The organism is Streptomyces sp. NPDC054847, from assembly GCF_053610925.1.
Genome location: NZ_JBSGZJ010000008.1, coordinates 17,352 through 43,487 on the forward strand (window position 1 = coordinate 17,352; position 26,136 = coordinate 43,487).

Genomic DNA, 26,136 nt, shown 5'->3' on the forward strand with positions numbered 1-26,136 from the left:
GCCCGCTCCCCGCAGCGCCCTTCCCCGCGGCCGGGGCGGGCTCCGCCACAGCGGCTGACGGCCCTCAACGGAGCCCGTCGAAGACCGATCGCAGATTCTCCAACGCCTGCGCGACATGCGGCAGTTCAAGTGGCTCCGCAGCGGCGAGCGACTCGAGCCGCTGCTCGGCGTTGGCCCCCAGGAAAGGCGCCGTGTCCAGCCTGACGTGCAGTGCGCCCAGTTCGTCGCCGAACCGGTGCCCGCCGGGCACCGGCATGCCGAGGCGCTCGGTCAGATAGTCCTCCAGCTCCATGGAGTCGCTGACGCCCAGTTCCGCGAGGCGGCCGCGCAGCGGGCTCAGGTCGGCGTAGAGGTGCCGGCCCGCCTGCGGGGGCCGGGAGACCGCGCCGGCCTTCACCACCGTGCGGTGCACGGCGGCCGCCGTCCGCGCGTGCAGCGCGACCGCTTCCGCTGCCCGCTCGGTGATCTCCGGGGGCTCGTCGAGCGCGTGCGCCGCGGCGGCGGCGACCGGAGCGGGGACGACGGCGCCGAGCGCGGTGAGGATGTCGAGGGTCCTGGCCCGCCGGGCCGCGCCCCGCTCCCCCTGCGGGAAGCGGGCGACGGAGACCGGCCAGGACGACGGGAGGAGCGCGCCGGCGAGGTCGCTCATGACCGTCACCTGCTCCGCGTACATCTCGGCGGGGCTGACCAGCATCGTCGCGTGCGGCTCGTGCACGGTGTCGCGCCAGGTCTCGTCGCTGATGATGTGCAGACCCTCACCGACCGCCGCCTCGCAGACCTCGCTCAGCATCTCCGGCGGGGTGACGGTGGCGGTGGGATCGTCGGCGACGGACAGCAGGAGCAGCCGGGGCCGGCCGCCTTCCAGCCGCACCCTGCGCACGGTCTCGAGCAGCGCGACCGGGTCCGGCACTCCGCCGCACTCCGCGGGGACCGGCACGTGGTAGGCGGGGCGCCCGAGCAGCCGCACCTGCGGGGTCCACCTGGCAGGGCACGGACGGGGCATCAGTACGTCTCCGCCGTACGCTCCGAGCACCGCGAACAGCAGGGACTGCGCGCCGGGCGCGGCGACGACCTCACCGGGGCGGCTGCGCAGTCCGCGCCGCCACCAATATCCGCAGGCCGCCTCCCGCAGCGTCGGCCCGCCGCCCGGCGGCTCGCCCTCCGCCGCGTCGGCGGCGGCGGCCAGGACGGCACTCAGAGAGGGCAGCACGGGAAGCCCCGCGTCGGGTGCGGGCGGTCCGTAGCGCACGGGGCCGTGGCCCTCCTGGTCGGTCCCCGTCATCCCGTCCACCTCCGCCGCTCGCACCCCGGGGGCGCCTGCCCGCCCACGAGCCCTTTATACGGAGGATCGCCGCCCGGCGCCCCGTAGGAGGGTCCGTACGCCGGTGCGGCGGCGTGGCGCGAGGCGGGACGGTGCCTCGGCGGTGCGACACGGATGGTGGCGGCCCGGCGTGGTGGCGGCGGTCCCGGGGTAATCGCGGAACATGTCGGACGCTCACGCAACTCACGTACCAGGCACACGGTCGCTCGGCGGGCAGCCGCTCCGCGGGCGGATCACGGCGCTCCTCGGCCGATGGGACCGCAGCGTCTTCCATGCCGTGGCCGCACGGGAATGGCCCGGCGCGGAGCCGGTGCTGCCGCGGCTGAGCCGCAGCGCCAACCACGGCATCCTGTGGTTCGGCGCGGCCGCCGGGATCGCCGCTCTGGGCCGTGACACGCGCTCGCGGCGAGCCGCCGTTCGCGGTGTCGCCTCCCTGGCCGTCGCCTCGGCCGTCATCAACACCGTCGGCAAGCGGTCCGTGCGCCGGGCACGGCCGTTGCTCGACGCGGTGCCCGTGATACGGCAGTTGAAGCGTCAGCCGTTCACCACCTCCTTCCCCTCCGGGCACTCCGCGTCCGCCGCCGCCTTCGCGACGGGTGTCGCCCTGGAGTCGAAGGGATGGGGCGCCGCCGTCGCCCCCGTGGCTGCGTCCGTCGCCTTCTCCCGCGTCTACACGGGTGTCCACTTCCCGAGCGACGTCCTGGTCGGCGCGGCGCTGGGCGTGGGCGCGGCGTTCGCGGTGCGCGGCGCGGTCCCGACGAGGTCGCAACTGCCGACCCCCGGCACGCCGCACGCCGACGCTCCGGAGCTGCCCGACGGCGAGGGCCTGATCGTGATCGTCAACCGGGAGTCGGGCTCCGCCGACATGGCGCCGGTCGTGCAGCAGGCACTGCCGCGGGCGGAGGTGGTGGAGTGCGCCCCCGACGAGCTGCGGGCCGAGCTGGAGAAGGCCGCCGGGCGGGGACGCGCGCTGGGCATCCTCGGCGGGGACGGGACGGTCAACAGGGCGGCGGCGGTCGCCGCGGTGCGGGGCCTGCCGCTGGCCGTCTTCCCCGGAGGCACGCTCAACCACTTCGCGTACGACCTGGGAATAGAGTCCGTCGACGACACCTGCCGGGCGCTGGCCGCGGGTGACGCGGTCCGGGTCGACCTGGGCCGGTTCACGCCGGGGCCCGACGGCAGCGCGGAGCCCGGCCACTTCCTCAACACGTTCAGCCTGGGCGTGTACCCGGACCTGGTGAGCGTCAGGGAACGCTGGTCGCCGCGGATCGGCGGCTGGCCCGCCGGTGTCCTGGCGGCCTTGCTGGTGCTGCGCGGCCGGCAGCCGCTGGAGGCGCAGGTCCAGGGCCGCCGGCGCCCGATGTGGCTGCTGTTCGCGGGCAACGGCGTCTACAAGGGCGTCGGCCCGACACCGGGCCACCGGCAGAATCTCGTGGACGGCCTGCTGGACGTCCGCGTGGTGCACGGGGGCCGGGCGCCGGGCTGGCGGCTGCTGGGCGCGGCGCTCGTCGGCAAGCTGCGCCGCTCCCCCGTCCACGCGACACGGCACCTGCGGCGGCTGCACATCGGCGGGCTGGCTCCGGGGACCCTGCTCGCCTACGACGGTGAAGTGGCCCCGGCGCCGCCGGAGTTGATCCTGGACAAGCTCCCGGAGGCACTGACGGTCTACCGTCCGCAGGCCCTGCTGTAGGCGCCTGCGGCAGGGTCCCGCGTCCCGTCGGAGGCGCGGTGCGGTCGCCCGCGGGGGCGGTGCGTTGTCCCGCACGGACGGTGCGTCTTGCCGCGCGGGAGCGCGTCCGGCCCGTGCCCGCGGTACGTCATGCGGCGCCGGCGGCGCCTCCCGCGCGGGCGGTGCGTACGGGCGGCGGTGTCAGAAGCGCAGGACGTACCGTCGTTGCCACGGCGTCTCCACCGCGCCCCGGTGGTAGTGCTCGCGCACATACACGACGGCGTCCTCGGCGGGGACGCCGTCAAGGACGGCGAGGCAGGCGAGGGCGGTGCCCGTGCGGCCACGGCCGCCGCCGCACGCGATCTCGACCCGCTCCGTCGCGGCGCGGGCCCATGCCCGCTCCAGCAGTTGGCGCGCCTGCGCCCGGTCGGCCGGCAGCCGGAAGTCGGGCCAGCGGATCCAGCTCGCCTCCCAGTCGGTCACGGGAGGCCGGCGGCCGAGCAGATAGACCCCGAACTCCGGCCGGGCACCGTCCGGCAGGGGCCTGCGCAGGCCTCTGCCGCGTACGAGCCTGCCGCTGGGCAGGCGCATGATCCCGTCACCGTCGGATGGCCATGTCTCCGTCACCCGGCCAGCCTATCCACTCATGGCGCTGTCCATACTCCAAGACACGGGTCTTGAAATGCGGGACGGAGGCGTAGCGTTGCGGCATCGCCTCAGCAGAAGGAGACACGTCATGCCGCAGGAGACAGCCGTCTACACGCACGGGCACCACGAGTCCGTCATGCGCTCGCACACCTGGCGCACCGCGGCGAACTCGGCCGCGTACCTCCTCGGTGAACTCCGGTCGGGGGCAACGGTGCTGGACGTGGGCTGCGGACCCGGCACCATCACCGCCGACCTCGCGGAGCTGGTCGCGCCGGGCCGGGTCACGGCGGTGGACGCGGCGGAGGGCGTGCTCGAGCAGGCACGGGCGCACGCGGAGCAACGCCGCCTGGACAACGTACGGTTCGCCGTCGCCGACGTCCACGCGCTGGACTTCCCCGACGACTCCTTCGACGTGGTCCACGCCCATCAAGTGCTCCAGCACGTCGGTGACCCGGTGCAGGCGCTGCGCGAGATGCGGCGGGTGTGCCGCCCGGGCGGGATCGTCGCGGCGCGCGACAGCGACTACGACGCGTTCGCCTGGTATCCCCGGCTCCCCGCCCTGGACGAGTGGCTGGACCTCTACCGGCGCGTGGCCCGCGCCAACGGCGGTGAGCCGGACGCCGGCCGCAGACTGCTCTCGTGGGCCCGCGCCGCCGGCTTCACAGACATCACGCCCAGCGCGACGGCATGGTGCTTCGCCACACCTGACGATCGCACATGGTGGAGCGGCCTGTGGGCCGACCGCACGGTCGCGTCGGTGTACGCGGAGCTCGCGGTGGAGGGCGGGCACACCACCCACGAGCACCTGCGGACGATCGCCGACGCGTGGCGCACCTGGGGCGGCCACGACGACGCATGGTTCATGGTTCCGCACGGCGAGGTGCTCTGCCGGGTGTGATCCGGCCGGGCCTTCGTGCCCGTCCGGCCCGATTCCGTCGGGCGGGATCGCCAACTAGGCTCGCCCGTATGGAGATCCTCGGAACCACGCTCCGCATCTGCGTCGACGACCTGGAAGCCTCCGCCGCGTTCTACGAACGCCTCACCGGCGCCCCGCCGCTCCGGTTCGAACGCGGCGGGGTCTCCGTGGCGGCCGTCGGCTGCTTCCTGCTGATGAGCGGCCCGGAGGCGGAACTGGAGATCCTGCGGAAGGTGTCGGCGACGATCGCCGTGAAGGACGTGGACGAGGCGTACTCCACCCTCACCGGCATCGGCGCACGGGTGCTCGCCGGCCCGGTGGAGACGCCCGTCGGCCGCAACCTGATCGCCGTCCATCCCGACGGCTCGGTCTTCGAGTACGTGGACCGCAGGCCGGCTTCCTCATGATGACGGTTTCGAGACCGTGGGCGGCGACCTGGAGGCAGGCTGCGACCAGGACGATGTTCTGGCCAGGACGGGAGACACGGGTCATCGCTGGCTCCGATGCGTCAGGCCAGGTGGCGGGAGGTGCACCGTGGGGAGAGGGAGCGGTGCCGCAGGTGCGGAAGGAGCACAGGCCCCGCGGGCGAAGCGTGCCCGCGGGGCCTGGTCATCGGGCTGGACTTGTCTCTGACGGCGTCATCCGAAGTTGACGTCGCTGCACAGGAAGTACTTCTGGTCCATGTGCGAGGCCTTCCAGACGGTCACCACGACGTGCCGGCCGCTGTAGCCGGACGTGCTGACGTCCGTGACGTAGTGCGGCTGGGAGGGGTAGCGGCCGGTCTTCTTCACCAGCTCGAGGTCGTTCCAGCCGATCAGCTGGTACTCGGGGTTGAAGCCCTGCTTGGTGACGTAGACCTCGAGCCAGTCGGCGCCGTGGCGTGCCTCGTCGTAGAGGTCGACGGTGAAGTCCGAGCCGATGTCGGTGGTGATCCAGGGACCGGGGCGGTCGAGCGGCCGGTAGTTGGTCTCGCCCTGGCCACCGGCGCTGCATATCTGCCCGTCGGGGATGACCTGCTTGTAGTTGTCCCCGGTGTTGTTGGCGTAGACGGCCTTCCATGCTCCGATCGCGTTCGGGTTCTCGTGGTAGGTGCGGTAGCACATGGGGTCCTGCGCCTCGTTCGGCTCGGTGTAGCCCCACCGCTGCAGGCAGCCGTAGTTCCGGGTTTGCGGGGTGATCACTGTTCCGTGTGCGGAGGCCGTCGGCGCCAGCGGAAGCAGGCAGGCCACGCCGGTGGCCAGGACGCCGGCGCTGAGGACGGTGCGACGGGTGGGGCGGGAAGGTGCTCGGTCCATGGTGCTTTTCCTCCAGAGTGATTGGGGGATCGGCGGGCTGGTGTTGCCCGCGTGGTGCACATGACGGCGGTCCGGATCAGTTCTGGTTGTTCGGAACCTCCCTTCGGCTGTGGCGTGGGAAGCGCTGCTCGATGGACCAGCTGCCGGGCCCGAGGGCGGCGATGAGCAGGAACGACCAGCAGAAGAGAACGGCGAGTTCACCGCCGTTTTCCAGGGGGAACAGTCCGTCCGCCTGGTGGTGGACGAAGTAGGCGTAGGCCATGGAGCCGGAGCACACGAGTGCGGCGGGGCGGGCGGCGATGCCGAGCAGGACGAGCGCACCGCCGATCAGCTGGATGAGCGCCGCCCACCAGCCGGGCCACTGTCCTTCCGAGGGCGCCTGGCCGTGGGGCCCGCCGAGGACGTCGAAGAGGGTTGCGGCCCCGTGGCAGACGAACAGCAGGCCGACCACGATGCGGAACAGGCCGAGAGCCTGCGTTGCGTACCTTGCTTCCACAGAGTTGCCCTTTCGTCGGGGTGCGTCAGGGGCGGGCCGGCCGCCGGCCGGGCGGGGCGGCGAGCCCGGGTTCCGTCAGCTGGTGAGAGTCCACTTCTGACTGGCCCAGCTGCTGCAGTCCCACAGGTGCAGGCGGGCGCCATCGGCCGTGCTCTGGCTTTCGATGTCGAGGCAGCGGCCGGACTTGAGGTTCTTCAGGGTGCCACCTGCCTGGAAGGCCCACTTCTGGCTGTCCCAGCCGCCGCAGTCCCACAGGTGGGCCCTGGTCCCGTTCGCGGTGTAACCGCCTTCGACGTCCAGGCACTTGCCGCCGGACTTGAGCTGCTGGCCGTCGAGCGTCCAGGTCATCGAGGGGGTGGTGGCGCAGGACCACTGCTGGATCGCGGTGCCGTTGGCGGTACCGGCGCCGGCGCGGTCGACGCACTTGGATGTCGCGCCGTTGACGATCTTTCCGCCGGTGGCCGGGTCGGGGTTGTTGCCGCCGGGGCCCCAGGCGTTCCAGTTGTCCCAGGTCTCGGCGTCGAAGCCGATCCGGCCGAGCTTGTCGGCGGCCCAGTTGGGGCCGGACTTGTTGATGGCGGTGCCGCCGACGGTGTAGTTCTCCAGCTTCAGACCGCGGCTGTCACGTGTTTCGTTGCCGAGCGTCACCTTCTGCCCGGCGGAGTTGGTGTAGCGCTTGAGGAGGCTGACCTGGGAGCCGGCGTCCAGTTGGTTCCAAGCGTCGATCTTCAGGTTCTTGACGTGGATGTTCTCCGTGCTGGAGAGGGCGAAGACGCGGATGGCGCAGTTCGTCATGCCCTCGACGGTTATGTTGTCGAACGTCATGTTCTTCACCCACGTGCTCGGGTCGGCCTTGGTGGTCGAGCCCATGTCCTCCCAGTGCGAGGAGGAGTTGAGGATGCAGGTGTTGTATTTGACGTCCTTCCAGTACATCCGGTTGTGGATCACGTGCGTGTTGCTCACCCGCACGTTGTCGATGCTGCGCGGGGTCCAGCCCCACTGGATGACGGGCCCGTTCTCGTTCTTCCAGATGACGGTGTTATCGATGCTGACGTCGCTGTGGTACATCTTCAGCACGTCGTCGTTGGCGTTGAAGAACGTGTTCTTCATGGTGCTGCCGCGGTAGAGCTCGATGCCGTCGGTCTGCCAGTACCAGGACCCGACCTGCTTGTAGTTGTCGACCCGCATGCTGAAGGTCTGCTCGTCGCCGTAGACGACGAAGGAGTGGTAGGGCGGCTCGTTGATGGTCACGCCCTGCAGGTCCAGGTGCTGCTGGCGGCCCTGCGCCGATGCGAACTGCAGCATCTTCACGCAACTGGAGTGGCAGTTGGAGGCGCCGCTGAGGTGGTCGTAGTTGTTGTTCGTGTCCGCCTCGTAGACGTACTGCTCACCGGAGAGGACGCCCTGGCCGGTCACCTTGTAGAGGCCCTGGCTGTCGTCGGGGAACCGGATGGCTCCCTTCACGTATGCGCCGGGCGCCAGGTAGACCCACTTGACCTGCTTGGGCAGCAGGGCGTGGTACTTGGAGGTCATGTAGTAGGTGCCGGGCCTGAAGTACAGGATCTCCTCGGTGATCGTGTTCAGGTTGGTGACCTGGCCCTGCTGCGGGTAGTGGATGCTTCCGGAAGCGGCGGTCGGGATCAGCCGGTCCTTCTCCGCGCCGGTCGGGGCCGGCTCCGCGAAGATCATCATGGAGTTGCGGGGCTCGGTGTGGATGGCCCGCCGGCCGCTGCCGCCCTGGTCGGTGAGCTTGCCGGCGTCGTTCGCGGGGCCGGACATGTCGTTGTAGGCCGTGTACAGCTGCGGATCGAACTCCACGGAGAACCGGTAGCCCTTGGCGTCGTAGGGCACCTTGACGCGCACGGTCTTGCTGTCGACCAGTTCCTTGACGAAATCCAGGCTGCTGGGCTTGATCTTGACCTGGTCGGCCGAGGAGATCGTCTGTCCGGAGCGCAGGGTGACGTCGACCCACACGTCGGTCGTGTACTGGAAGGACGACCAGCTCATGGTGAGGTTCGCGCCCGAGGAGAACTCGGCGCCGTCCTCTTTGGTGTAGCCGATCTTGCCCTTGCCGCTGCGCGGGATGCTCATGTAGGCGTACGAGTCGTACTTCGTCCCCGGCTCGGCAGCGGTGGCGACCTTCACGTCGTAGAACGAGGAGCGCCTGACCTTGTCGTTCGCCACCGGGCTGGTGGTGTTGAACTCCTGGTTGTCGTGCCACCAGGTCTGCAGTTGTGCGCTGTCGGCGGTGGTCGCGGCGCCTGCGGTACGGGGAGCGGCGGCCTTCGGAGCCTTGGCCGGCTCTGGTCCGGGCGACGCCGCGGCGGGTGCGACGACGCCGGCGAGCGACAGCGCGAGTCCGACGGCGACAGCCGCCAGCCTGGCCAGTCGTTGCGGTCTTGCTGCGGGCATTGAGGAGCCTCTCCTTCGTCACAGGGGCGTGGCCCGGCGGCATGCGGCCGGGGGCAGTCGTGCCGGTCGGCCGGCCCTTGCGGCTGCGCGCTCCGGCAGGCGTGTGCAGTGCCTGGAGGAGCAGGACGCAGAGGCACGGGGCTGCTGAGACCCGGGACACGTGGGTGGAGGACGGCCGGGCCGTGCCGCATGCCGTGAACGACGATGCGGTGCGTGGTCCGATCGCCGCATAACGTCGCGCCATTTCTTCGCGGTGTCAATGAAATGCACGAGATTCACTGTCCGGGGGACACCTACGGGAGCCGCAACACCTCACCAATGAGGGCGAAGCGGACGTGCACGGTCCCGGAGTGGCGTGCGTCACGGTTGCGTAACGCCCGGTTTTCTTTCTTGACGCACAAAAAACGTCGGGGCCACACTCCTGTCACACGCAGTCGTCCGGCCCCCGGGGCGGACCCACCGCGGCAGCCGTGGCGACCCCCGAACCATTCCTCTCGATCCACCTGTGGAGGCATCGCGCAATGACCCCGTCCAAGATCCGTTTCTCGGAGCTGGTCAGTGAGCAGACCCGTGCGGAGATCTTCGCGACGGTCCTGACCGCGGGGCCCATTTCGCGGACCCAGCTCGCCCAGCGCCTGGGCCTGGTGCCCTCCTCGGTGACCCGGATGCTGCCCCCGCTGCTCGAGCACGACTACCTGCGCGAGAGCGACTCAGCACCCCAAGGTCGGGGCCGGCCGCAGAAGATGCTGCACGTCAACGCGGACAAGCACCTCGTCGTCGGCATGAAGATCGGCCCGGCCCTGGTGTCCGGGGTGATCACCGACATGGCCGCACGCGTCCTCGCCCGCGCCGAGGAGCACATCGCCGACCGCACACCCGAAACGGCCCTGTCCGCCGCGGCTTCCCTGACCGGCCGGCTTCTCTCCGAGGTATCCGGAGCGGCGGACAGGGTTCTCGGCCTGGGGGTGGGGGTCAGCGGCCACGTCGACTCCACCTCGGGCGTCTGCCGGTACTCGGCGCTGCTCGACTGGAACAAGGTCGACGTCGCCCGGCCTCTGCGTGAGGCCACCGGCCTGCCGGTCGTGGTCAACAACGACGTCAACACACTGGTCGTCGCCGAACGCTGGTTCGGCGAAGGCCGCGACATGGACTCGTTCGCCGTGGTCACAGTCGGCCCCGGTATCGGGTGCGGCCTCTTCCTCGACGGCACGCTCTTCTCCGGCACCTCCGGAATCGCCGGCGAGCTCGGCCACATGCCGCTGGACCCAGCAGGCCCCATGTGCAGCTGCGGCCGCCGCGGATGCCTGGAAGCCCTGGCCGGCGACAGGGCCGTGCTGAGGCACCTGCAGGACGGCGGAGTCGACTGCACCTCCATCGCGCACGCCATCGACCTCGCCCGTTCGCCGGGCACCTCCGGCCACACAGTTGCCGGCTCCGCCTTCACCGAAGCCGGCACCGCTCTGGGACGAGGCCTGGCCGGACTGTGCAACCTGCTCAACCTGCAGAAGATCATCATCGCCGGTGAAGGAGCGGTCGCCCACGACCTCTTCGGCCCGGCCATGACCGCAGCCCTGGACGCCCACGCATTCTCCACCGCGGCCCGCGACTGCCAGATCCACGTGGACCCGGTCCGGCACGACCTGTGGGCCAGGGGCGCAGCCTGCCTGGTCATCAGTGACGCGGTCGGAGCGGCGATCTGACCGTCGCCGGTGACATCACCCACACGCACCCGAAGACAGACGATGAGGTTCTGACGTGCCCGTGAACGAAGCCAGTCCCGCAGACGCCTGGTGGAGCGAGGCGGTGGTCTACCAGATCTATCCGCGCAGCTTCGCCGACTCGGACGCGGACGGCATCGGCGATCTGCAAGGCATCATCGAGCGCCTCGACTACCTCTCCGAGCTCGGTGTCGACGTGCTGTGGCTCTCGCCCGTCTATCCGTCGCCGCACGACGACAACGGCTACGACATCAGCGACTACCAGGACATCGACCCGCTGTTCGGAACCCTGGCCGACTTCGACCGCCTCCTCGAGGCCGTCCACGAGCGCGGCATGAAGCTCGTCATGGACCTGGTCGTCAACCACACCTCCGACGAACACCCGTGGTTCACGGCCTCCCGTGAGGACGGCCCTCACGGCGACAAGCGCGACTGGTACATCTGGCGGCCCGCCCGCGACGGCATGGAACCGGGCACACCGGGCGCGGAACCCAACAACTGGGGCTCCTTCTTCTCGGGCCCCGCCTGGACCTACGACGAGACGAGCGGCGAGTACTACCTGCACCTTTTCTCCCGTAAGCAGCCCGACCTCAACTGGGAGAACCCGGTCGTCCGCCGGGCGGTGCACACCATGATGCGCTGGTGGCTCGACCGGGGTGTCGACGGCTTCCGGATGGACGTCATCAACCTCATCTCCAAGGCACCCGGGCTCCCGGACGGGATCGTGCACGAGGGGGACCGCTACGGGGACGGCAGCCCCCACTACATCTGCGGTCCCCGGATCCACGAGTTCCTCGCCGAGATGCACCGCGAGGTCTTCGAGGGCCACCCGCGCAGGCTGCTGACCGTCGGCGAGATGCCCGGCGTCACGGTGGAGGAGGCCAGACTCTTCACCGACCCCGCCCGCCGCGAGGTCGACATGGTCTTCCAGTTCGAGCACGTCGGCCTCGACCAGGGCCCCGGAGGGAAGTTCGACGTCCGGCCCCTGAAACTGACCGACCTCAAAGCCAGCCTCGGACGGTGGCAGACCGGCCTCGGCGACACCGGCTGGAACAGCCTGTACTGGAACAACCACGACCAGCCGCGTGTCGTCTCACGCTTCGGCGACGACGGCCCCGCCTACCGCGACCGCTCCGCCAAGCTGCTGGCCACCGTCCTCCACCTGCACCGCGGCACGCCCTACGTCTACCAGGGCGAGGAACTCGGCATGGCCAACGCGCCCTTCGCCTCGATCGACGACTTCCGCGACATCGAGTCCCTCAACCACCACCGCGAGCAGACCGCCCTCGGCGCCGACGAGAACAGCGTCCTCGCCGGCCTGCGCCACCGCAGCCGCGACAACGCCCGCACCCCGATGCAGTGGGACACCACCCAGCACGCCGGCTTCACCACCGGCACACCGTGGATCGCGGTCAACCCCGACCACCGCACCGTCAACGCCAAGGCCCAACTCGCCGACCCGGACTCCGTCTTCCACTACTACCGCCGCCTCATCGCCCTGCGGCACACCGAACCCGCCCTCACCCACGGCGACTTCCACATGCTCCACCCGGACCACGAACAGTTCTACGCCTTCACCCGCCACGACGCCGCATCCGGCACCGAACTGCTCGTCCTCGCCAACTTCGGCGCAACCGGCCTCACCGTCGACCTGCCCGAAGGCTGGGAACACAGCGAGACGCTCATCGCCAACGTCCCCGCGACCACACCTCTCGCCGCCCGGCACACCCTGCGGCCCTGGGAAGCCCGCGTCCACCGCCGCAACGCCTGACACCCCCCACCGTCCTGCCGAAAGAGCCCCGAAGCCCCACCGTCTATCCCCCCGCACCGCCCTACCCGTGCAGACCCAAGGAAATCTCATGACGAACATGCGCCTCCGTGCCACCCGCCGCACCACACGCCGAGCGCTGCTCGCCGTGTCCGCCCTGGCACTCGTGGCACCGCTCGCCGCATGCGGCGGCGGATCCGACACAGCAGAGGGAGACGGCAAGACCCTGCGCCTGTGGCACTACGAGCAGGAGGACGGCGCCCTCAGCAGGGCCTGGGACGCGGCCATCGCAGAGTTCAAGAAGACCCACCCCGACGTGAAGGTCGTCTTCGAACGAAAGACCTTCGAGCAGATCCAGCAGAACGCAGGCATGATCCTCAACTCCGACAAGGCGCCCGACGTCATGGAGTACAACAAGGGCAACGCCACCACCGGCCTGCTCGCCAAGCAGGGCCTGCTCACCGATCTGACCGCCACCGCGAAGGAACGCGGCTGGGACAAGAAGATCAGCGAGAGCGCCTCCGTCACCGCCCGCTACGACGCCAAGGGCGAGATGGGCGGCGACAAGTGGTACGGCATACCCAACTACGGCGAGTTCGTCCTCACCTACTACAACGACGATCTGTTCAAGAAGCACAACGTCGCCAAGCCCACCGACCTCAAGAGCTTCGAAGCCGCCCTCGCCAAGTTCAAGGCCGCCGGAATCACCCCGCTCGCCAACGCCGGCAACGATCACCCCGCCGGCCACTGGCTCTACCTGCTCGCCGTGTCCAAGGCCGACAACACCTGGGTCGACAACTACCAGCTCTACAAGGGCAAGGTGGACTTCCACGGCCCCGAGTGGACCTACGCCGTCAATACGTACAAGGACTGGCTCGACAAGGGCTACTTCGAGCAGAAGGACGTCGGCCTCAAGGGCTCCGACATGACCGAACAGTTCGTGTCCCAGAAGCGGCCCATCATGGTCGGCGGCAACTGGTGGTTCGGCAGCCTGACCAACGACATCACCGACTTCAAGTGGTCCACCGGCCCCTACCCGGGCAGCGAGAAGACCCTCGGCTCCGGCGGCAACAACTGGGTCGTCCCCACCAAGGCGAAGAACAAGAAGCTCGCCGAGGACTTCATCGACATCACCATGTCCGAGAAGATCCAGAAGCTCATCGGCGAGGAGGGCAACATCCCCCTGGCGGCCAAGGCCGACACCATCACCAACCCGCGCTCCCGTGAACTGATCCAGGCCTTCGCCACCTACCAGGACGGCAGCGGACTCGCGTTCTACCCCGACTGGCCCGTCGCCGGCTATTACGACACCTGGCTGGGCGCCACCCAGAACCTCATGAACGGCGGCAAGCCCCACTCCGTTCTCGACGAGCTGGCAGCCCCCTACGAGAAGTACGCGGCGACCCGATCCTGAGGCTCGACCGGCCCTCGCCACGCCGGTCCCTCACCCTTCCTCCGGGGAACGGCGGCCCGCCCGCACCGGGCCGCCGTCCCGCCCACCTAGGAGCAACAGTGAAAGCCACACGTCACCCGCGGGCCACAGGCTACGCAGTCTTCCTCGCACCCGGCCTGCTCCTGAGCCTGCTCTTCCTCGTCGTCCCGCTGGTGATGACCTTCTACTACAGCCTCACCGAATGGCAGGGCATCGGCGACCCCGTCTTCACCGGCCTGGACAACTACGTTCGCCTCTTCCAAGACGCCGACTTCTGGGCCTCGTTCCGCAACATCGCCGTCGTCATCATCGGCATCGCGGTCGTCCCCACACTCCTCGGCCTCTTCCTCGCCGCCCTGATGTTCGACTACATCGGCAAGAAGCACGGCGACGGCATCGTCAGCGTCTTCCGATCCGGCCTCTACCTGCCCCAGGTCATCCCCGTCGCCGTCACCGGCCTCATGTGGGGCTGGATCCTCGCCCCCGAAGGTGCCGTCAACAGCATCCTCGAGACCGTCGGCCTCTCCTCCCTCGCCGAGAACTGGCTCGGCGACCCCGACCTCGCCCTGTGGATCGTCCTCGCCGTCCTTGTCTGGATGCAGCTCGGCTATCCCCTGGTGCTGTTCCTCTCCGGCCTCCAGCGCATCGATCCCGAACTCTACGAAGCAGCCGCCCTCGACGGCGCCACGTGGTGGCAGCGCTTCACCCGCATCACCGTGCCGATCCTCCGTCCCGAGGTCTACGTCGTCCTGGTCACCACCACCATCGCCGGCCTGAAGGTCTTCGCACAGATCTTCGTCCTCACCGGAGGAGGACCCGGCAACTCCACCCTGGTCCCCGCCTACTTCGCCTACCAGAACTTCTTCGAACGCGCCGACGTCGGTTACGGATCAGCCATCTCCAGCACCATCACCCTGCTCGTGCTGATCATCGCGGCAACGATGCTCACCCGCCAGGCCCGCGAGGACGGATGACCATGACCATGACCACCGAACGCACGGCCGAGCACGGCGCCCACCCGCCGATACACCCGGCCGCCCCAGCCACTCGCTCCAGCAAGAGGCCACGCAAGCGCAGCGCCGGCTCCTACGCCGTCACCGCCGCAGTCGGCGTCTTCGTCCTGGCCTTCCTCTCCCCGTTCGTCATCATCCTGCTCAACTCGTTCAAGACCAGCGCGGACTACCGGACCAACGGATCACTCTCCTGGCCCGTCCAGTGGAACTGGGAGATCATCAGCGACGTCTGGGAACGCGTCGACTTCAGCCAGAAGCTGGTCAACAGCATCCAGATCAGCCTCGGCGTCGTCCTCATCGCCGTCCTGTTCGCCCTTTTCAACGCCTACGCCATCGGCATCGGACGAGTGCGCTGGCGCACCGCGTTCCTCGTCTTCTTCCTCGGCTCCAACGTCCTGCCGCAAGAAGGCCTGGTCTACCCCATCTACTACCTCTTCAAAGAGATGGGCCTCTACGACGGCAAGCTCGGCTACACCATCCTCGTCGGCATCACCTACAGCGCCTTCGGCACCTACCTGCTCTCCTCCGTCTTCAGCAGCTTCCCCCGCGAACTGATCGAAGCCGCCTCCATGGACGGAGCCGGCCGGTGGACCATCCTGTGGCGCATCGTCCTCCCCATGAGCTGGCCCACCCTCTCGGTGATGTGCGTCTTCTTCTTCGTCTGGAGCTGGAACGAGTTCCTCTACCCCCTCGTCCTGCTCATCTCCAACGACAACCAGACCGTCCCGCTCGGACTGTCGGTCATGCAGGGGCAGTACACCAGCGACCCCACCGCCATGAGCGCCGCAGCCCTTCTCGGCATCATCCCCATGGTCGTCTTCTTCCTCATCTTCCAACGTTCCCTGACCCGCGGCCTGACAGCCGGCGCCGTCAAGTAGCCACCGCACCACCCCGGGTCCGGCCAACGCCCGCCCCGCAGCCGGACCCGGGGTCCACATATCGCGCCCGCCTACCGACAGCGCAGCACCTCGAGCCGTCGTCACCTTGCATCCCCACCCGTCGTGCGGTCCTGTTGTCGGCTTCTGCCGGGAGCGCGCCGGGAGAGCGGCAAGGAGAAGCGCGGACAGGCCGCACCGCATCAGACCTTTGGCCCTTCCCCCGGGGAACCGCGCCGCCGGTCAAGCCACCGTCTTGTCCTGCTGCCGGCGCACCATCTCGGTGATCCAGGTCGGCGCGAACGGAGACGTGCAGCCTGGGGAAGTCGGGTAGTCCTTGAGGACCTCCAGGCGCTCCCCGATGCCGATCGCGCGGGCGCGGTGCTCGGCGTGCTCGATCCCGATCTGGGCCAGGCAGTGGTTCATCGCCCATTGCAGGCGGTCCGGGGCGTCCTTCATCTCCGCCTCGATGACGTCGAGCAGTCCCTCGAGGTCGAGACCGTCGGGCTTCTTCGCCACACGTTCGGTGGTCAGCGCCCAGCCGGCACTCGCGACCACCGGGTCGGGATCGGCGGACCATGCCCGGCGCAGGTCTTCGGAGTGCGGGCTCTTCTTCACCACGTAGTTCACGAGCCAGTCGTGCACCTTGGGCGTGCGCGCCTGGCGCACCATGGCGTCCAGTTCGTCACGCTCGAACGCCTTCGGGCGGCAGATCAGGATCGCCAGCAGTCTCGCCGCGCTGTCGTCCGTCTCCCAGAGCCGGCACGCGAGTTCCTGCTGCGTCTTGAGCCGCTTCGCGAGCGCGCGCAGCTTGCCGAGATTCACACCGTGATCGTCACCGTGTCTCTCGTTCACCTCGCGTGCCTTCGGGTCCTCGAGCTCGGCAAGCTCGGCCATGACCTCGGCCGCCGTCGTCTCGGCCACCTCGGCCCTCCTGTCCGTCGTGTGCGGGAATTCAGCCTACGCGGAGGTCGGCCTCCGGACCGGACATGCCGGTTCGGCGGCGGCCAGGGACACGACATCGCGCGTCCTCGGCCCCCACCAGGGAGGGCACTCTCACGGCGACCGATCCGCCGGGACGCGGCGAAGCCTCAGGTGTTCTGGATGCGGCGGGCCGCCGCCACCAGGTCGGCGGGCAGCGCGGGGCCGGCGCACGCGACATCAATCAGCAGGTCCCGGTACGAGTCGTTCGGCAGGTTCGGCACCAGTTCGACGAGTTCACTCAGGTCCGCCGGGGAGCCGGTGAGCCGAGACCGGTAGGCCGCCCCGGCCGCGCGGAGTGTGAGGTCGGCCGGCTCGTGCTTCATTCCCTCGGCGACCAGGCGGACGGCGGAGGCGAAGTCGCCCTGCTCGGCGCGCACGTCGGCCAGGTCGAGGAAGAGCGACCAGTTGGCCGGGTCCAGCGTGAGCGCGCGCTCGAACGCCGCGGCGGTCTGCTCGAAATCGCCCAACTTGCGCCATGTGCCCGCCCGCACGACCTCCGTCAGCATGAGCCGCTCAACGGCGTCCGCCCGGTCGCAGAGGGCGAACGACGCGTCGGTGAGACCGCACGCCCGCAGCAGGATCGCCATCTTGGCCAACGCCTCCGGCAGCGGCCGGCGGGCGACGACCGCGTCGATGGCGTCGAACCAGGGCCGGAACCGTTCCCGCATGCTTTCGGAGTCCAGACCATGGCCGTAGTCCATCGTCCGCATCGCGGCCTCGGCCAGCGCGTCGGCACTTACCGCGCCGAGGAATCGCTCGTCGCCGAACCAGGGGGCTTTCGCCCAGGCGATGCCGGGCCGCACACCCGTGACCGAGCCGATCGACAGCGCCGCGTCGTCCATGTCGCCCTCGAGGAAGCTGATGTACGACCGCGCCAGTACCGTCCTCAACGAGTCACCGTTCCGCACGACCTCGGCCAGCTCCGACCGCTTGTCCTTCCACAATTCGGCAAGGACCGCATAGGGCTCCGGGTCCTCGGGCGCGGAGGCGATGGCGCCCGCCAGATGATCCACCGCTGCCGCCGGACTGCCCCCGCAGTGCGCCAACACCCGCGCGAGACCGACACCAGCTGCTACCGCCCGATTCGACATCGTCCGAGGATAGTCCTGACCCGATCACGTCAGGCCCGTCGGTCATGTCTCGCTGGACACGATGCCCGTCGGCCACGGCACGCTCACGGCTGAAGGCGGCTGCCTGCGTCTCCGACGGATCGGTCCCGGGTCGTCATCTCCCGGGTGATCGCCCAGCGCTCGTGGTCGCGCCAGGCGCCGTCGATGTACAGGAAGTCGGGCGAGTAGCCCTCGAGCCTGAAGCCGACCGACCGTACGAGTCCCAGCGAAGCCGTGTTTCCGGGCTGGATGTTGGCCTCCAGGCGGTGCAGCCCCAGGCCGCCCCGCGCGAAGGCGTGCTCGACCAGGAGCCGCAGCCCCTCCCCCATCAGACCGCGGCCCACGGCGTGCGCGAAGGCCCCGTAACCCACGGCGCCACTCAGGAACGCGCCGTGGACGATGTTGTTGATGTTGATGTATCCGGCGATCCTGCCGGCCGGGCGCTCACACACCAGGAAGCCCGCACGGGCCGGGTCCTCGATGAGCCGCCGCGCGTACCCGGCGTAGTCGTCGGCTGTGAGCGGCGGGAAGAGCCACGGCCGGTGGTGGTCCTTGCTCCGCCGCGCGGCCGCGGTGAATTCCGCGGCGTCCTCGTACGTGAGGTGGCGCAGGGCGACGCGTGTGCCGGTGGCGACGTACGGGTCGCCTGTGGAAGACCGGGGCTCGGACTCGGACATGGCGTCAGCTTGTCATGCGGCCCGTCTCCGAGGCCGCTCCGTTACCAGGGCGCCCGTCCCCCGCGCCGCATCGGTGAGAGACTTGTCAGACAGGGTGTGCGCCCCTCGGCGGGATCGCAGAGGAGGCCCGCACCACGTGGTGAGCCCAGGGAAGGACCGGTCCAGTGGCAGTGAGCAGGCAGCAGCGCAGACCCGTCGTCGTCCTGTACGAGCGGATCGCGGACGCCATCCGCGAGGGCGTCTACCCGCCCGGGTCCACCCTCCCCTCGGAGCCCCGGCTCGCCGGCGAGCTCGGCGTCAGCCGCCCCGCCCTGCGTGAGGCGCTGCTGCTGCTCCAGGAGGACGGCCTGCTGTCCGTGCGCCGAGGGGTCGGCCGTACGGTCAACGCCCATCCGCCCCGGCGCGGTTACGAGCACCTCCAGCCGCTGGAGCTGCTGCTCTCCGGCGCCGGAACGCCGCTGCGGGTGCGGCCGCTGCTTCGGACCACGGAGGAACCGACCGATTTCACCACCCAGCATCTGCTCGCGCCCGCCGGGTCCGAGCTGCGCTTCTGGGAGTCCCTGCTGGACGGCGACGGCGCTACGGGGGTGCTGAGCCACGAGTGGGCCGCGCCGGAGGAGACGCTGGAGGCGGCGCATCCCGCGTTCGCGGCGGCGCTGCGGGAGGCGGGGCCCGCGGTCTCGATGCTCGCCGCGCTGACCGGGGCGTCCCGCGGGATCGCCCTCACCGCGCACAGCGGCGTGACCGCGACGCTTCTCGGCACCCGCCGCGGCCGACAGCTCGACCGGGCGGCGGACACGCCGGCGGTCCTGGTGACGCAGGTGGTGCGGGTGGGGGAGGTACCGGTACTGGCGGCGAAGCATGTGCTGGCGACGGGGGCGGGGGCGCTGCCGGTACGCCAGTCGAACTGAGCGGGGGGGCCGACCCGTCCCCGTGCCGTACACTCCCCGGATGCACTTGTCTGACATCTTGCGCGCACCCAAGGCCGTCCTCCATGACCACCTCGACGGCGGGCTGCGGCCCGGGACGATCATCGAGCTGGCTCGCGACTGCGGCTATCAGGGGCTGCCGACCGAGGATCCGGCCGCTCTCGCGGTCTGGTTCCGGGACGCCGCCGACTCGGGGTCGCTGGAGCGTTACCTGGAGACCTTCGCCCACACCTGCGCGGTGATGCAGACCCGCGAGGCGCTGGAGCGTGTCGCCGCCGAGTGCGCCGAGGACCTGGCCGCGGACGGTGTCGTGTACGCAGAGGTGCGGTACGCGCCCGAGCAGCACCAGGAGCGGGGGCTCGGGCTCGACGAGGTCGTGGACGCGGTCAACGCGGGGCTGCGGGAGGGTGAGCGGCGCAGCGGCGGGAGGATCACCGTGCGTGCGCTGCTCACCGGTATGCGGCACACCGACCGTTCCCTGGAGATCGCCGAGTTGACGGTCGCGCACCGCGACCGCGGTGTCGCCGGGTTCGACATAGCGGGCGGTGAGGTCGGCAATCCGCCGGCCCGCCACCTCGCCGCCTTCCAGCACCTGCGCCGCCACAACTGCCACTTCACGATCCACGCCGGCGAGGCGGTCGGCGCGGAGTCGATCCATGAGGCCGTGCAGGTGTGCGGCGCGGAGCGGATCGGACACGGTGTCCGGATCACGGACGACATCCAGGTCCACGACGACGGCACGGCCACGCTCGGCCGACTCGCCTCGTACGTGCGCGACAACCGCATCGCTCTGGAGGTCTGCCCGACGTCCAACCTCCAGACGGGCGCGGCGAAGTCCTACGACACGCACCCCATCGACCTGCTGCGCCGCCTCGGCTTCCGCGTCACCCTGAACACCGACAACCGTCTCGTCTCGGGCACCACCATGAGCGAGGAGTTCCGGCACATGGTGGACGCCTTCGGCTACGGGCCCGAGGTGTTCGAGGAGTTCACCGTCGCGGCGGTGGAGTCGGCGTTCCTGCCGCTGCCGGAGCGGCAGCGGCTGATCGACGAGGTGATCCGGCCCGGGTACGCGGCCCTCGGAGCGTAGTCAGGACAGGGATCCCCGGACGACGGGGAGTTCGAGCACTCCGGTGTCGCCGGGCGCGCTGACGACCGTGACGGGTTTGACGCCGCGGTTGCCGAAGTACGCCGTGTCGCTCGCCGCGATGACGAACTCCAGCCGGTGCCCGGTTTCGTAGCGGTGCACGACGGCCGGCAGCTCCACCGTGAACGCCTTGGTCACGTCCGGTACCCGGACCGGCGCGACCAGGCGGTTCACCAGGGTCTTGGTGCCGTTCGGCGCGATGTCGTACACCTTGGCGAACAGCACCAGCTTGTCGGCCGCGTCCCCGGAGTGCTGGACGCGTTCCGTCCGGGGTGAGACCACCTTGAGCCGGGCCCGGGGCGCGCCGACCACGTCGACGGGCGATGTCAGCGGCTCGCTCCGCCAGCCCAGGTGGGTGCCCTTCATGTCGTACGGCCGGATGTCGGGCGCACCGATGACGCCGGCGAGCGAGGATTCCGAGTGGCTGGTCGGGACGAGCAGGTTGGTGTAGGTGCGGCTGCCGCGTGCGACCTTGGCGCGGGCGTCGACGAGTTTGCCGTCGCCGGACAGGTAGAGCTTCTGGGAGAGGGAGGGCACGGCGGCCGCCTCGCCGTAGCCGCTTTGCCAGTCGCGGTAGTAGGCGAAGTCGGGGCCGGTGTCCACGGCGGTGTTCTTGTGCAGGTACCGGTCGAACCAGGCGAGGATCCGCCGGCCCACGTAACTCGCCTCGAGGTTGCCCTCGCCGAGGTTGAGCTCTCCGGACGCGGGGTCGGTCATGCCGCCGCTGTGTCCCCACGACTGCCAGATCATCTTGGTCTCGGTGCCTTCGGCCTTCAGCGTCCGGTAGCTGTTCTGTGCCTCGTTGAGGGTGAACAGACTGTCGGCCTGCCCCTGGACCAGCAGCGTGGGCGCTTCGACGCGCGGCAGATAGGAGACGGGCGAGACGCTGCGGGCGAATGTCCGCATCGCGTCGACCCGGTCGGCGGGATAGCGGCCGGAGTTGAGCAGGCGCAGCGTGTCGCAGGCCTTGGCGACGAAGTGCAGGCACTGGAACGAACCGAAGCGTGAGGGGTCCAGGTTCGGGTTCGTCAGCGGCTGCCCCTCCCCGATCAGCCAGAAGCCGTCGGCCCACTGCCATTTGAAGGCACCCGGCACGGTCGTCGCGACCGCGTTGTTGGGGTCGAGTGAGTGGTTGAGGTCGTTCCAGGTGATCATCGGGACGAGGGCGTCGACCCGGTGGTCCACGGCGGCGGTGGCCAGCTGGATCGCCCCGCCGTACGAGCCGCCGATCATGCCGACGCGCGGGTCGCCGTGACCGTCCCTGGTCACGAAGTCGGCCGTCGTGCCGTCGTCGGCGGCGCGCTTCCCGGCGAGGAAGTCGATGAGCCGTGAGGCGGATCTGCCGTCGATGTCCGGGTCGTCGAGGGAGATCAGGCAGCCGGAAGCGCCGAAACCCAGACCGGAGTAGGCCAGTGCGACATAGCCGCGGGCCGCGAACGCCCGGGCCGTGGCGTCCGTCGAGCCGTCGGCCTTGCTGCCGCCGAAGCCGTTGGTGGTGAGGACGGCGGGAGCGGTGCGGTGCCGGTCGAGGCCGGCGGGGCGGTAGAGGTCGGCGTCGATCACGCAGGTCCTGCGGCCTGCCTGGACGGTGAACTTCAGCGCGGTGACGCTGTAGGCGGACTGCGGCGTCTGGTCGGCCGTGGCGGTGGAGGCGGCCGTGAGCGGTGCGAGGAACGCCGCTCCCGCGGCCAGGGCGAGGGCCTTGCGGCTTCGGGGCAGGGCACGGGACACGAGGACCTCCGCATCGAGGACGTCACAACAGGGGCCGCCGTGTCCGAGGTCGACATGACCCAACTCGCCATACCGACCGGTAAGTAGGCGGCCGACGCCCATGCTGCGGGACATGTCAGATGCACGTCAACGCTCGTGCGTGAGGTTGTCGACAGATGTTCAGCAGGGACCGGACCAGCGGCGGATCAGATCAGCGCCGGCACGTCCAGCGTCAGCGTCCCCGCGTCCGCGTCCAGCACCGCCGGGACACCGAGCGGCATCGTGAGGTTCGTGGGGCCGTGGCCGAAGCCGAACTCCTCGACGACCGGGACGCCCAGCCCGCCGAGCCGGTCGGCGAGGACCGCGCGGATCTGCTCGTAGGGGCCGCACTGCGCCCAGGAGCCGAGGACGACGCCCGCGACACCGTCGAGCCACCCGGCACGCAGCAGCTGCGTAAGGATCCGGTCGAGGCGGTAGTTCTCCTCCTCCACGTCCTCGATCAGCAGCAGCCCGCCCCGTGCGGACGGCCGGGCACAGGAGGTGGCCAGGTCCGCGGCGATCAGCGAGACGCAACCGCCGAGGGTGACCCCGCGGGCGCGGCCGGACACCATGGGGCGGACCTCCCCGACGCCATGGAGCCGCTGAACGGTCTCCGGCTCGAAGAGCGTGGCGCGCAGCGAGTCCTGGGTGCGGGCGTCCTTGAGGAAGACCTCCGTGCCGGACATCGGCCCGTGCAGGGTGGCAAGTCCCATCCGCACCGCGAACGCCTCGTGGAGCGCGGTGATGTCGCTGTAGCCGACGAAGACCTTGGGTCCGGCGGCGCGCATCGCGTCCCAGTCGGCGAGGTCCACCATCCGCTGGACGCCGTACCCGCCCCGTGCGCAGATCACGGCGGAGACCGACGGGTCGCACCACGCCCGGGTGAGGTCGCGGGCACGGGCCTCGTCCGAGCCCGCGAGATACCCCAGCTCCGGGTGCGTCTCGCGGACGTGCGGCATGACGACGGGGTCGAGGTCCCAGCCGCGCAGGATGTCCAGACCGGCGTCGAGGCGCTCTTCCGGGACGGGACCGCTGGGCGCGACGACGGCGACCCGGTCCCCGGCCCGCAGACGCTTGGGACGTGCGAGCGGCTCCAGGTTCATTTCCTCAGCTCCAGCAGGGGGACGTCGGGACGGGACACGCCGAAGGCCTGGGCGTACAGCGACAGTTCGGCCTCGAGCGCCCGGACCAGAGTGTCGGTCCTGCGGAATCCGTGGCCCTCGCCCTCGAAGGCGATGTACGCGTGCGGGATCCGGCGCCCCGCGATCTGCTCCAGGAACCGTTCGCACTGCACCGGCGGGCAGATCACGTCGTCCAGGCCCTGCAACAGCAGGAACGGCGCGGTGATGTGGTCGACGTGGTTGATCGGCGAGCGTTCCCGGTAGCGGGCGGGGACCTCGTCGATGGGGCCGACCAGCGACTCCAGGTACCGCGACTCGAAGTCGTGGGTCTCCCCCGTGGCCCAGGCGAAGAGGTCGAGGATCGGGAAGAGGACCGTGCCGCAGGCGTACACATCCGTGGTGGCGAGCGAGGCGGCGGCGGTCCAGCCGCCCGCGCTGCCGCCGCGGATCGCCAGGCGGGCGGGGTCCGCGGTCCCCTCGTCGGCGAGCGCCTGCGCGACGGCCGCGCAGTCCTCGACGTCGACGACGCCCCACTGCTCCTTGAGCCGGTCGCGGTACTCGCGGCCGTAGCCGGTGGAGCCGCCGTAGTTGACCTCGGCCACCCCGATGCCGCGGGAGGTGAAGTAGGCGATCTCCAGGTCGAGCACGAGCCCCGCACGGCCGGTCGGGCCGCCGTGCGCCCGGACGACGAACGGCGGCAGCTCGTCGTCGGGCGCCACCCGGTCGGGGCTGTGCGGCGGGTAGATGTGGGCGTGGATCTCGCGGTGCCCCGGCCCGGTGAAGGTACGGATCTGCGGCTCGGGGTAGTACGCCGGGTCCACGGGGTCGTCGTGCGGGCTGCCGATGACCCGGGCGCGGCCGGTACGGGTGTCCAGCTCCACGATCTCGTACGCGCTGCGCGGGCTGGCCGCCACGCCGAACACCCGGTCGCCGTGCACGGCGAGGGTCGGCGCCCACTCGCTCCACGGCCCGGGGGCGTCGACGAGTTCGCCGGTCTCCGGGTCCAGTATCCCGAGCGCGGTCGCCCCCTTGCCGTGGATGACGGCGATCAGTCCGCCGGGGAGCGGCCTGAACCACTGCGAGCCGATCTTCCACAGCGGCCCGCCGAACTCCTCGCCGCGGCCCGGGCACAGCGGTGTGCGCCCCTCGTGGTCCGGGGCGCCGGGCCTGATGCGCTGGAGCTCCCACCATCCGCCGCCGTCGGCGCTGAACAGGAGAGAGCCGTCGGGGGCCCATTCGACCTGGGCGACCGACTCGTCGCTCCCGCCCGCCGCCGCCCGGACGTTCTCGAACGGGCCGTCTTCCGTCACGTCGCCGACCATGACGACGGTGCCGTCCCACGGCATCCGCGGGTGGTCCCAGGCGATCCACGCCGCCCTGGTCCCGTCGGGCGACAGCCGCGGCCCCGTGACGAAGTGGTGCCGGTCGTCGCTGAGTTCACGTACCGCGGACCGGTCACCGGCCGCCGAGCCGTCCAGCGGTACGGCGGCGACGACCCGGCGGACGTCGGTGGGAGAGGGTCCGGTGAACTCCTCGAGGACGCACCACACCTCGCCGCGCTCGGGCCGCGGTTGCGGATCGGCCCAGCGCAGTCCGCCGCCGATGTCCGACACGGGGGTGAGGGGCCGCGGCTCGGCGCCCGGACGGTCGGGCTCGTAGGCGTAGAGCCGCTGGTCGGGGAAGTGGACGAACACGACGAGCGGGCCGTGCTCCGCGCGGTCGAAGCCGGCCCAGGGGATGCCGCCGTACTCGATGACGCGGCTGCGGACGTTCCACGGGGCGGGGAGCACCGATTCCTCTGCGCCGTCGGGCCGCCTGCGCATCAGGGCGCGTCTGCCTCCCTCCGCCGGGCGGGGCGCGGTCCACCACACCTCGTCGCCGACCACGCCGAGATACTCGGGGCGTCCGTCGTGCGACGCCGCCAGGGCCGCGTCGATCGGCGACGGCCAGGTTCCGTAGGCCCCGGTGGGCACCATGTCCGATCCCCCTAAGCGGTCTGCAGATAGTGGTCGAGGACCCGGACGCCGAAGTGGAGGGCGTCGACGGGGACGCGTTCGTCGACGCCGTGGAAGAGCGCCTGGTAGTCGAAGCCGGGTGGCAGCTTCAGCGGTGAGAAGCCGTAGCCGGTGATGCCGAGCCGGGCGAACTGCTTGGCGTCGGTGCCGCCCGACATGCAGAACGGGACCACGTGGGCGTCGGGGTCGAACGCCTCGATCGCGGCGCGGAGTTTGGCGAAGGTCGGTGAGTCGACCGGCGCCTGGAGGGCGATCTCGTTGTGGTAGAAGTCCCATCGGACGTCGGGGCCGGTGAGCGCGTCCATGGTCGCGTGGAACTCTTCGTCGGTGCCGGGGAGGATTCGCCCGTCCACGTAGGCGGTGGCGTTACCGGGGATGACGTTGAGTTTGTAACCGGCGTTCAGCATCGTCGGGTTGGAGCTGTTGCGGACCGTCGCCTCGACGAGCTTCGCGGCCGGGCCGAGTTTGGCGAGCAGCTCGTCGACGTCGAAGCCGGTGGTCTCCAGGTCCTTCCTGGTCACGTCGATGCCGTGGAGCGCGGCGAGTTCGAGCAGGGCGGCCGTTACGGTCGGTGTGAGCCGTACCGGCCAGCGGTGTTCGCCGATCCGGGCGACCGCCGCGGCGAGCCGGGTCACGGCGTTCTCGCGGTTGACCTTGGAGCCGTGGCCCGCCCTGCCGTCCGCGGTGAGTCTCATCCACGCCGTGCCGCGTTCGCCGGCGGCGACCGGGTAGAGCGCCATGTCGGGGCCGGCGTGGAAGGTGTAGGCGCCGGATTCGCTGATGCCTTCGGTGCAGCCGTCGAAGAGGTCGGCGTGCTCGGTGGCGAGGAAGCCGGAGCCGTC

General features: G+C 70.4%; 22 protein-coding genes. 10 read left to right on the plus strand and 12 right to left on the minus strand.

Going from position 1 to position 26,136, the window contains the following annotated elements:
* Nucleotides 1–64: 64 nt before the first annotated feature.
* Nucleotides 65–1,282 carry an aminotransferase class I/II-fold pyridoxal phosphate-dependent enzyme gene (locus tag ACWGH4_RS02330; protein WP_453454587.1) on the minus strand — a complete coding sequence of 406 codons (1,218 nt, stop codon included), beginning with the start codon at nucleotides 1,280–1,282 and terminating at the stop codon, nucleotides 65–67.
* Nucleotides 1,283–1,484: 202 nt separating this feature from the next.
* Here ACWGH4_RS02330 and ACWGH4_RS02335 point away from each other — a divergent pair, with 202 nt between their 5' ends.
* Nucleotides 1,485–3,011 (plus strand): phosphatase PAP2 family protein, encoded by a 1,527-nt coding sequence (locus ACWGH4_RS02335; RefSeq protein WP_453454589.1) that lies wholly within the window; start codon nucleotides 1,485–1,487, stop codon nucleotides 3,009–3,011.
* Between the two features lie 180 nt (nucleotides 3,012–3,191).
* On the opposite strand, the gene ACWGH4_RS02340 is transcribed toward ACWGH4_RS02335, so the two are convergent.
* On the minus strand, nucleotides 3,192–3,581 hold the full coding sequence (locus tag ACWGH4_RS02340; RefSeq protein ID WP_453454591.1) for a protein-tyrosine phosphatase family protein: 390 nt from the start codon (nucleotides 3,579–3,581) through the stop codon (nucleotides 3,192–3,194).
* Nucleotides 3,582–3,726: 145 nt separating this feature from the next.
* Between ACWGH4_RS02340 and ACWGH4_RS02345 the strand changes: the two genes are divergently transcribed.
* Together ACWGH4_RS02345 and ACWGH4_RS02350 are read left to right on the plus strand one after the other, a co-directional pair.
* Nucleotides 3,727–4,536, plus strand: a complete 810-nt coding sequence (locus ACWGH4_RS02345) for a methyltransferase domain-containing protein (protein ID WP_453454593.1) — start codon at nucleotides 3,727–3,729, stop codon at nucleotides 4,534–4,536.
* 68 nt (nucleotides 4,537–4,604) lie between these two features.
* Entirely contained in the window at nucleotides 4,605–4,961 is a 357-nt protein-coding gene (locus tag ACWGH4_RS02350) for a VOC family protein (RefSeq protein ID WP_453454594.1), read from the plus strand.
* A 231-nt stretch (nucleotides 4,962–5,192) separates the two neighbouring features.
* Here ACWGH4_RS02350 and ACWGH4_RS02355 read toward each other — a convergent pair whose 3' ends face one another.
* The 3 genes from ACWGH4_RS02355 to ACWGH4_RS02365 all read right to left on the minus strand — a co-directional run bounded on the left by ACWGH4_RS02355 (nucleotide 5,193) and on the right by ACWGH4_RS02365 (nucleotide 8,757).
* Entirely contained in the window at nucleotides 5,193–5,849 is a 657-nt protein-coding gene (locus tag ACWGH4_RS02355; RefSeq protein ID WP_453454595.1) for a lytic polysaccharide monooxygenase, read from the minus strand.
* A gap of 76 nt (nucleotides 5,850–5,925) precedes the next feature.
* Nucleotides 5,926–6,345 (minus strand): DoxX family protein, encoded by a 420-nt coding sequence (locus tag ACWGH4_RS02360; RefSeq protein WP_453454596.1) that lies wholly within the window; start codon nucleotides 6,343–6,345, stop codon nucleotides 5,926–5,928.
* A gap of 75 nt (nucleotides 6,346–6,420) precedes the next feature.
* On the minus strand, nucleotides 6,421–8,757 hold the full coding sequence (locus ACWGH4_RS02365) for a family 49 glycosyl hydrolase (RefSeq protein WP_453454598.1): 2,337 nt from the start codon (nucleotides 8,755–8,757) through the stop codon (nucleotides 6,421–6,423).
* A gap of 521 nt (nucleotides 8,758–9,278) precedes the next feature.
* Between ACWGH4_RS02365 and ACWGH4_RS02370 the strand changes: the two genes are divergently transcribed.
* The 5 genes from ACWGH4_RS02370 (at nucleotide 9,279) to ACWGH4_RS02390 (ending at nucleotide 15,566) form a co-directional block, all read left to right on the plus strand.
* Nucleotides 9,279–10,457, plus strand: coding sequence for an ROK family protein (locus ACWGH4_RS02370; RefSeq protein WP_453454599.1), 1,179 nt, complete (start codon nucleotides 9,279–9,281; stop codon nucleotides 10,455–10,457).
* A gap of 61 nt (nucleotides 10,458–10,518) precedes the next feature.
* Nucleotides 10,519–12,246, plus strand: coding sequence for an alpha-glucosidase (locus ACWGH4_RS02375; RefSeq protein ID WP_453454601.1), 1,728 nt, complete (start codon nucleotides 10,519–10,521; stop codon nucleotides 12,244–12,246).
* Between the two features lie 88 nt (nucleotides 12,247–12,334).
* On the plus strand, nucleotides 12,335–13,657 hold the full coding sequence (locus tag ACWGH4_RS02380) for an extracellular solute-binding protein (RefSeq protein ID WP_441261689.1): 1,323 nt from the start codon (nucleotides 12,335–12,337) through the stop codon (nucleotides 13,655–13,657).
* A 98-nt stretch (nucleotides 13,658–13,755) separates the two neighbouring features.
* Nucleotides 13,756–14,649 (plus strand): carbohydrate ABC transporter permease, encoded by an 894-nt coding sequence (locus ACWGH4_RS02385; protein ID WP_453454603.1) that lies wholly within the window; start codon nucleotides 13,756–13,758, stop codon nucleotides 14,647–14,649.
* A gap of 8 nt (nucleotides 14,650–14,657) precedes the next feature.
* On the plus strand, nucleotides 14,658–15,566 hold the full coding sequence (locus ACWGH4_RS02390; protein ID WP_453454622.1) for a carbohydrate ABC transporter permease: 909 nt from the start codon (nucleotides 14,658–14,660) through the stop codon (nucleotides 15,564–15,566).
* A gap of 240 nt (nucleotides 15,567–15,806) precedes the next feature.
* Here the strand turns inward: ACWGH4_RS02390 and ACWGH4_RS02395 are convergent, their stop codons facing one another.
* From ACWGH4_RS02395 to ACWGH4_RS02405, 3 genes are all read right to left on the minus strand, one after another.
* Nucleotides 15,807–16,487 (minus strand): DNA alkylation repair protein, encoded by a 681-nt coding sequence (locus ACWGH4_RS02395; RefSeq protein WP_453454605.1) that lies wholly within the window; start codon nucleotides 16,485–16,487, stop codon nucleotides 15,807–15,809.
* Between the two features lie 167 nt (nucleotides 16,488–16,654).
* Complete coding sequence (locus ACWGH4_RS02400; RefSeq protein ID WP_453454606.1) at nucleotides 16,655–17,638, minus strand: tetratricopeptide repeat protein; 984 nt, start codon at nucleotides 17,636–17,638, stop codon at nucleotides 16,655–16,657.
* Nucleotides 17,639–17,721: 83 nt separating this feature from the next.
* A complete protein-coding gene (locus tag ACWGH4_RS02405; RefSeq protein ID WP_453454608.1) occupies nucleotides 17,722–18,333 on the minus strand; it encodes a GNAT family N-acetyltransferase in 612 nt (203 codons plus the stop codon).
* Between the two features lie 164 nt (nucleotides 18,334–18,497).
* On the opposite strand from ACWGH4_RS02405, the gene ACWGH4_RS02410 reads away from it, so the two are divergent.
* Together ACWGH4_RS02410 and ACWGH4_RS02415 are read left to right on the plus strand one after the other, a co-directional pair.
* Entirely contained in the window at nucleotides 18,498–19,244 is a 747-nt protein-coding gene (locus ACWGH4_RS02410; RefSeq protein WP_453454610.1) for a GntR family transcriptional regulator, read from the plus strand.
* Nucleotides 19,245–19,284: 40 nt separating this feature from the next.
* Nucleotides 19,285–20,352, plus strand: coding sequence for an adenosine deaminase (locus tag ACWGH4_RS02415; RefSeq protein WP_453454612.1), 1,068 nt, complete (start codon nucleotides 19,285–19,287; stop codon nucleotides 20,350–20,352).
* Here ACWGH4_RS02415 and ACWGH4_RS02420 read toward each other — a convergent pair whose 3' ends face one another.
* The 4 genes from ACWGH4_RS02420 to ACWGH4_RS02435 all read right to left on the minus strand — a co-directional run.
* The gene (locus tag ACWGH4_RS02420; protein WP_453454614.1) at nucleotides 20,353–22,140 is read right to left on the minus strand and encodes a CocE/NonD family hydrolase; all 1,788 of its coding nucleotides are present in this window, start codon (nucleotides 22,138–22,140) and stop codon (nucleotides 20,353–20,355) included.
* A 185-nt stretch (nucleotides 22,141–22,325) separates the two neighbouring features.
* Entirely contained in the window at nucleotides 22,326–23,261 is a 936-nt protein-coding gene (locus ACWGH4_RS02425; protein ID WP_453454616.1) for a S66 peptidase family protein, read from the minus strand.
* On the minus strand, nucleotides 23,258–25,255 hold the full coding sequence (locus ACWGH4_RS02430; protein WP_453454618.1) for an LpqB family beta-propeller domain-containing protein: 1,998 nt from the start codon (nucleotides 25,253–25,255) through the stop codon (nucleotides 23,258–23,260). Before ACWGH4_RS02430 ends, ACWGH4_RS02425 begins: the two co-directional genes overlap by 4 nt.
* A gap of 11 nt (nucleotides 25,256–25,266) precedes the next feature.
* Nucleotides 25,267–26,136: M20/M25/M40 family metallo-hydrolase (locus ACWGH4_RS02435; RefSeq protein ID WP_453454620.1), on the minus strand; the 870-nt coding region annotated here is incomplete at its 5' end.

Coding starts and splice junctions, on each gene's coding strand:
- ACWGH4_RS02380 (WP_441261689.1), top strand. CDS start 12,335: ATGACGAACATGCGCCTCCGTGCCACCCGCCGCACCACACGCCGAGCG.
- ACWGH4_RS02405 (WP_453454608.1), bottom strand. CDS start 18,333: ATGTCCGAGTCCGAGCCCCGGTCTTCCACAGGCGACCCGTACGTCGCC.
- ACWGH4_RS02430 (WP_453454618.1), bottom strand. CDS start 25,255: ATGGTGCCCACCGGGGCCTACGGAACCTGGCCGTCGCCGATCGACGCG.
- ACWGH4_RS02330 (WP_453454587.1), bottom strand. CDS start 1,282: ATGACGGGGACCGACCAGGAGGGCCACGGCCCCGTGCGCTACGGACCG.
- ACWGH4_RS02390 (WP_453454622.1), top strand. CDS start 14,658: ATGACCACCGAACGCACGGCCGAGCACGGCGCCCACCCGCCGATACAC.
- ACWGH4_RS02415 (WP_453454612.1), top strand. CDS start 19,285: ATGCACTTGTCTGACATCTTGCGCGCACCCAAGGCCGTCCTCCATGAC.
- ACWGH4_RS02335 (WP_453454589.1), top strand. CDS start 1,485: ATGTCGGACGCTCACGCAACTCACGTACCAGGCACACGGTCGCTCGGC.
- ACWGH4_RS02345 (WP_453454593.1), top strand. CDS start 3,727: ATGCCGCAGGAGACAGCCGTCTACACGCACGGGCACCACGAGTCCGTC.
- ACWGH4_RS02365 (WP_453454598.1), bottom strand. CDS start 8,757: ATGCCCGCAGCAAGACCGCAACGACTGGCCAGGCTGGCGGCTGTCGCC.
- ACWGH4_RS02350 (WP_453454594.1), top strand. CDS start 4,605: ATGGAGATCCTCGGAACCACGCTCCGCATCTGCGTCGACGACCTGGAA.
- ACWGH4_RS02370 (WP_453454599.1), top strand. CDS start 9,279: ATGACCCCGTCCAAGATCCGTTTCTCGGAGCTGGTCAGTGAGCAGACC.
- ACWGH4_RS02340 (WP_453454591.1), bottom strand. CDS start 3,581: ATGCGCCTGCCCAGCGGCAGGCTCGTACGCGGCAGAGGCCTGCGCAGG.
- ACWGH4_RS02400 (WP_453454606.1), bottom strand. CDS start 17,638: ATGTCGAATCGGGCGGTAGCAGCTGGTGTCGGTCTCGCGCGGGTGTTG.
- ACWGH4_RS02425 (WP_453454616.1), bottom strand. CDS start 23,261: ATGAACCTGGAGCCGCTCGCACGTCCCAAGCGTCTGCGGGCCGGGGAC.
- ACWGH4_RS02355 (WP_453454595.1), bottom strand. CDS start 5,849: ATGGACCGAGCACCTTCCCGCCCCACCCGTCGCACCGTCCTCAGCGCC.